The 5,549-nt window shown below is 67.3% G+C and carries 7 protein-coding genes; 4 read left to right on the top strand and 3 right to left on the bottom strand.

What is annotated here, in order from left to right:
• The first annotated feature begins 144 nt into the window (after nt 1-144).
• Nucleotides 145-312, top strand: coding sequence for an MEKHLA domain-containing protein (locus tag QZY48_RS13730; protein WP_295431536.1), 168 nt, complete (start codon nt 145-147; stop codon nt 310-312).
• Nucleotides 313-357: 45 nt separating this feature from the next.
• Here the strand turns inward: QZY48_RS13730 and QZY48_RS13725 are convergent, their stop codons facing one another.
• A complete protein-coding gene (locus QZY48_RS13725; RefSeq protein ID WP_295431534.1) occupies nt 358-747 on the bottom strand; it encodes a hypothetical protein in 390 nt (129 codons plus the stop codon).
• Nucleotides 748-889: 142 nt separating this feature from the next.
• Between QZY48_RS13725 and QZY48_RS13720 the strand changes: the two genes are divergently transcribed.
• Entirely contained in the window at nt 890-1,285 is a 396-nt protein-coding gene (locus QZY48_RS13720; protein ID WP_295431532.1) for an Mth938-like domain-containing protein, read from the top strand.
• 88 nt (nt 1,286-1,373) lie between these two features.
• Nucleotides 1,374-2,075, top strand: a complete 702-nt coding sequence (locus QZY48_RS13715; protein ID WP_295431530.1) for a hypothetical protein — start codon at nt 1,374-1,376, stop codon at nt 2,073-2,075.
• 108 nt (nt 2,076-2,183) lie between these two features.
• On the opposite strand, the gene QZY48_RS13710 is transcribed toward QZY48_RS13715, so the two are convergent.
• Nucleotides 2,184-3,191: a helix-turn-helix transcriptional regulator gene (locus QZY48_RS13710; RefSeq protein ID WP_295431527.1), complete on the bottom strand. Its 1,008-nt coding sequence runs from the start codon at nt 3,189-3,191 to the stop codon at nt 2,184-2,186.
• A gap of 425 nt (nt 3,192-3,616) precedes the next feature.
• Nucleotides 3,617-4,711, bottom strand: coding sequence for a hypothetical protein (locus tag QZY48_RS13705; RefSeq protein ID WP_295431524.1), 1,095 nt, complete (start codon nt 4,709-4,711; stop codon nt 3,617-3,619).
• A gap of 384 nt (nt 4,712-5,095) precedes the next feature.
• On the opposite strand from QZY48_RS13705, the gene QZY48_RS13700 reads away from it, so the two are divergent.
• The coding region (locus QZY48_RS13700; RefSeq protein ID WP_295431521.1) for a hypothetical protein at nt 5,096-5,549 on the top strand (454 nt) is incomplete at its 3' end.

Genomic DNA, 5,549 nt, shown 5'->3' with positions numbered 1-5,549 from the left:
GTATGCTTTCGGGCAGTCGCCACGCGCTGCGGGGAGACTCTAAACGCACGGAAGAGGGGTCTAAGACATTGCTTTGCAACGCATCCCCAGTGACGCCGTGAACGGATCGGTCCTGAGAAAAGGACAGATTCTTAGCAGCGGTATATCGACGACTATGCGGGCGTGCGGGTAGCCGCGAGCGGCCGGCGCTTTCTGATCGCCGGCGCCTGCGTCTGGAACCTCATGGACAGCGCCGGCCGGTATCGGGGTCAGGCGGCCAGGTTCGCCGAGTGGCGCTTGCTGGACGCCGATCCGCCGTCCGTCAACGAATGAGCAATCAATGAACACAAGGATCGCGGCGGATCGCGCGGCAGCGGTTCAGGGCGGGCCCTCGAACCGGACACAATTGGGCCGCAGCCGGAAGTAATAGTTCCGGCCCGCCTTGATATAGGCCAGCCGACGGCACTCGTTGAAACCGATGGTGTAGTCGAACAGGTACTCACCAGGGTCGAGCTTGAAGCTGTATTGCTGGTTGAGCCACAACCGGAAGACCCAATAGTCATCGATCCGCAGATCCATGGGGACAAAGAACCCCGGCAGCGAGAAGTCCCGGAAGACGGTCACCGTGGCGGCGGTCGCCGGGTTGGTCACCGGCAGCAAGGGGCCGACGAGGCCGCCGGCACAGCCTGCCAACAAGCCGGCGAACAGGGCCGCGAGCGGCGCGGGCAACCGCGCCCTGCCGGGCCACCTGGCGAAAGTCCTAGTCATGCGTACCCCACTGATCCCACCCGTTGAACCGACGCCCCGGCGCGGCGCGAGCGCGCGACGCCGGGCTTGATGATGCCCGCCCGGGTCGGCGAGCGTCAACCGCACCTTGTCCCACCGGGGGGCAATCCGGTATCGTTCCACCATGCGATTCACCGAGCCAGACGACAGCGACGGGAACCTGGTCCAGGCCTACGGACCGGCCGGGATCCTCGTCGGCGGGCGGACCTACGGCGGCGCCCTGATCCTGACCCCCGGGCGGATCATCACCGACTGGGGGCCACGCGACGCGGCCGGGCTGGGACCCGAGCACCTCCAGGCCCTGCTCGACCTGGACCCGGAACTGATCGTGCTCGGCACCGGTGCGGTCCAGGTCTTCCCCGCCCCGTCGCTCTACCGCGCCCTCGCGGCGCGCCGGGTCGGCATCGAGATCATGGACACCGGGGCCGCCTGCCGCACCTACAATATCCTGCTGGCCGAGGGCCGCCGGGTCGTCGCGGGGCTGCTGCCGCTACTAAAAACCCAAGATTTTTATAGATAAACAGAGATTTCAGTAAACAGTTAGTAAGCCCCGCCGCCGCCGGCCTGCCCGACACCCCGGTCACCATCCCATCGGAGCCGTCCCGTTCATGGACCGTAAATATATCCTCACCATCCTCGTGGCCGGCCTGCTCGGCTTCATCGGCGCCATGCTCCTGATGCCGCCGACCATCCAGGACGAGAAGGTGCGCCTGCCCTGGCGCGTGACCACCAACCGCGCCGGGGACACCCAGGTCTTCGGCTTCACCCTGGGCGAGACCAGGCTCGCCGAGCTGCGCCGGTTTTTCGGCGAGGACGGGACCATCAACCTGTTCGAGACCCCGGGGGCACGCGAACCCCTGACCGTCGAGGTCTACTTCGAGCAGGTCTATCTCCAAAGCCTGCGGGCCGATTTCATCATCACGCTGGACGTCGACCAGGCGACGCTCAAGCCTATGTACGAACGCGGGCTGCGCATCAGCAAGATGGAAAGCGGCGACAAGAAGATCAAGCTCGACCCGACGGATGTGGAGACCCTGCTCGCGCGCCCCATCCGCAGCATCACCTACCTGCCCCAGGCGCGCCTGGATAACGAGACCATCGAGAAGCGCTTCGGCCCCCCCAGCGAGCGCCGCCTGGACCCGTCCAACGGCATCATCCACTGGCTCTATCCCGATCGCGGCTTCGACATCGCCCGCAACACCAAGGGCAAGATCGTCATCCAGTATGTCAACCGCGCCGACTTCTCCCGCCTGGCCCTGCCCCTGGCGGGGGCCCAAACCCCTGCGGACCCGGGCACCGCGCCGCCCTGAGCAACCCGCTTGGCTTCAAGAATATCCCGCACTAGCGTAAAGTCTTCTCGGACCCCAGCGCCAACGTTCCGGTGGCGGAACCGCTGCGCGTTCCGCCCGCAGGCCCAATCAGGCGGCAGCCTCCGCCCACCGCTCCCGCCGCACGCCCCCCGGTCGATAGCCGAACTTTTTGGTAAAGGCGTTGCTGAAATGACTGACATCGGCATAGCCTAACCGGGCCGCCAACACCTTCAAGGACAGACCATCGCTCTGCAAGGCGGCGTGGGCGGCAAACAGCCGCAGGTCGGACAGGCAGGCGTGGATGGATTGCCCATACTCCCGCTTGAATCCCTCATTCATCGCCCGTACCGAGAGTCCGTAGCCTCGGGCCAACGCCTCCAGGTCCGGTACCGATTCATGCCAGGGGTCCAGTTCCCCGCGCAATTGCCGGATCGAACGAAGCTTGCCCGGCTCCGGTTGCGCTACGCCGACCATGTGGTCGGTCAACGCGACCAGGAAGTCCAGCACCCTGGCTTGGGCCTGGAGGGTGCGCAGATTTGCGGTGAAGCGATCGGTCAAACAGCCGTGCAGCAACGCCGTGATGGGTGGCGGTAGGGGACGCCTGGAGGCCGATGGCGCTCGCAGGATCCCCAAGGCGGCCAATAAGGCGTGGGCGGCCGGTTCGCCCAGGCTGCGCTGCAACGTGGACGCCCCGATGGTCAAGGCGGTCACTTCGAGCGGCGCGCCGGTTTCCGCCCAGTGCCGATGGTCGATATGGTCCAGGTGCGCGAAGACACAGACGGCAGGGTCGTGCTCCAGCCTGACCTTCAGGCCGGCGTCCTGCAGCACGCCCCGGCCGCTGCGCGCGCTCTGCACGAACAGCACCGGCTCGGGCAGTTCGGTCGCCACCTCCGACATCGCCCGCAGACCCGCCTGCCCCCGCGCAAACCGATGCGCGACCCGGCAGAGTTGCATCCCCAACGCCAGGTCCAGCATCTCCATCTCGCCCCGGTCGAGGCCCGCCGAGGGCGGCGCCGGGATCGCAATCGACGCGTGCCGCTCCGCCCCCGCCCGCACCGGTGCGCCCCCCGCGGCGCTGAGCCAACGGATCCGTAACGGCGTGGGGATGGCTTTCATCAAGGAGATTCTCAGGCGTGGTTATCGCCGCATGATAGCCCCGTCCAGCACCATTTCTTACATAAAAGAGTCTTGATTTTACATTATTTTACATCACGGCGTCCAAGGCCCGCCGCGGCGCCGGCGCGAGGATCTCCCCGGCTTGAAAAATCACCGGCGGCGAGCCTGGCGACCAACGCGACCGCATCGGTCCTCTCAGAGAAACGTTCGCGGCGGGGTGGAAGCGCCGTTCCCGGCCCGGATTCGTTGCGGAGGCGGCGGGGGCCAGCGGTGTCAGGAGAGGCCCCGTAGCCCGGATGGAGCGCAGCGAAATCCGGGAGCGGCCTCGCCGACGCACAATCAATCCGCCGACGCCGGCGGGGTCTGAATGCCGCTGCGCTCCATCCAGGCTACGCGGGGTGCCGGGCCCGGCGCAACCCCGGGGGTCAGGCGCGCACCACCACAATGCGCCGCCCGTCGGGGCTCTGCATCGCCTGGCTCAGGGTGCGCTCAGCCATCGGCGGCTGACCGGCGCGGCGGTCGAAGATCACGAGCCAACCCCAGTCCAACCCCAGACCGGCAAGATAGCCGTCCAACTGGTCCAGGCCCTCGGCCAGCGGGTCCGGGGCGCCGTCGCGCCAGACCTTGAGTTCCATCCCGAGCGTCAGTGCCCCGTAGGACAGACACAGATCCATGCGCCCGGAGCCGATGGCGTATTCACGCTCCAGGGTCCCGGCCCTCTCCCCCGGCCCCTCCCCCACCGGGGGAGGGGAGGAAGAGCCATTGATGACGCGGTGCAGGAAGGCCATCAAGACCAGGTGCGGGGCGATCTCGTGATAGGGCGCGCTGCCTAAGAGCGGCTGGCCGTGGCGGCGCCAGAAGGCGAGGAAGGCGTCAAGCAGTTGCGCCGGGTTGAGGGTGCCGTCGGCGTTCAGCCAGGTCGGGCTGATATGCGGCAGCGAGTCCTGCGGACCGCCGGCGAGTGCGCGCGGCAGCACCTCACGGTAGATCGGGTTGGCGATCACCAGTCCGCCGGCCCCGTCGCGGCGCAGCAGCCCCAGGTCCACCAGGTACTGACGGTCGTCCTCCGGCACCATGTCCATTTGGGTCCCGGCCAGCATCGGCTCGATCACCCGACGCACCCGCTCCTCGCGCAGCTTGTCGGCCAGTTGGTCCAGATGGGTGACCCGGTTGATGATCACCTCCCGGGCCAGCCCGGTGGCGGCGGCATCGCCCAACTGATCGCGGGCGCCGCGCGAGATCTGCTCGACCACCGCGCCCATGCCCTTGTCCACCTGCTCGCGATAGGCCTGCGCGACCTCGAGGTTGGCGTAGACCGCGCGGTAGCGGACCCCCTGGTTCAGATACTCCATCAGGGCCAGCAGACAGCTTGTTTTACCGGTTTGGCGCGGGGCGTGGAGCAGGAAGTATTTCTTCTGGTCGATCAGCCCCAGGACCTCGTCCAGGTCCCAGCGTTGCAGGGGCGGCAGACAGTAGTTGTCGGCGGGGCGGACCGGACCTTCGGTCGTGAAAAAGCGCATCGAATACCTCGCAGTCGCCGACGCGGACGAGTTGGCCCCAGCGAACATAGCACGCACCGCGGCGCACCGCCTGGGCCGGTATTCGTTGCTACCGCAACGTAGCCCGGATGGAACGTAGCGCAATCCGGGGGCGACGGGCTGGGGCATGCGCCCCGTCCGGAACCGTTTCCGCCGCGGCGGGACCGCAGCAAACGGCCGGGACGGGGTTGCAAACCCCGTTCCGCGCGGGCGCAAGCCGGAGCGGTCTCGCGAGAGCGGCGTCATTTTTTTCACAAAAAATGTAACTTCTTACATAACAAAGTCCAACGCTCACCGCGGCGCGGTCAGTAAACTGTCATCGTCATGGCCCGCCCACGGTCCATCGCCGCTTCCCATGGAGATCTTATGACGCACTGCACCGCTGTCCCTCCCACCCGGCGCGGCCGGCTGAACCGCTGGCTGCTCGCCCTGTTGGCCCTCCTGCCGCTGATGGCCGCGGCGGCCATCGTCGATGGCCCGAATAGTTACGTCTACGCCATCGCGCGGGGGGCGGACGGCATCACCTATCTCGGTGGGAATTTTACCTTCTGGGGACCGCAGACCGGCGGCTTGGGCGCGCTCGGTACCGCCGATGGCGCGGTCAATCGCAACTTTCCGCCCGTCACCGGCACCGTCTATGCCGTCCAGTCCGATGGCGCCGGCGGTTGGTTCATTGGCGGCAGCTTCACCGCGGTCGGCGGGCTGGCGCGGACCCGCCTGGCCCGGATCGACTGCTGCGGGGCGGTGACCGCCTGGGCGCCGGCCGCCGTCAACGTCGTCTATGCCCTGGCCCTGAGCGGGACCACCCTGTATGCGGGCG

Source organism: uncultured Thiodictyon sp. (assembly GCF_903828115.1).
GTDB lineage: Bacteria > Pseudomonadota > Gammaproteobacteria > Chromatiales > Chromatiaceae > Thiodictyon.
The sequence above is the reverse complement of the archived record's forward strand: the minus strand, read 5'-3'. Positions and strand labels throughout refer to the sequence as shown.

Bases quoted from the DNA above. Each gene is read 5' to 3' on its own strand.
- QZY48_RS13725 (WP_295431534.1), bottom strand. From the start codon at position 747: ATGACTAGGACTTTCGCCAGGTGGCCCGGCAGGGCGCGGTTGCCCGCG.
- QZY48_RS13720 (WP_295431532.1), top strand. From the start codon at position 890: ATGCGATTCACCGAGCCAGACGACAGCGACGGGAACCTGGTCCAGGCC.
- QZY48_RS13715 (WP_295431530.1), top strand. From the start codon at position 1,374: ATGGACCGTAAATATATCCTCACCATCCTCGTGGCCGGCCTGCTCGGC.
- QZY48_RS13710 (WP_295431527.1), bottom strand. From the start codon at position 3,191: ATGAAAGCCATCCCCACGCCGTTACGGATCCGTTGGCTCAGCGCCGCG.
- QZY48_RS13705 (WP_295431524.1), bottom strand. From the start codon at position 4,711: ATGCGCTTTTTCACGACCGAAGGTCCGGTCCGCCCCGCCGACAACTAC.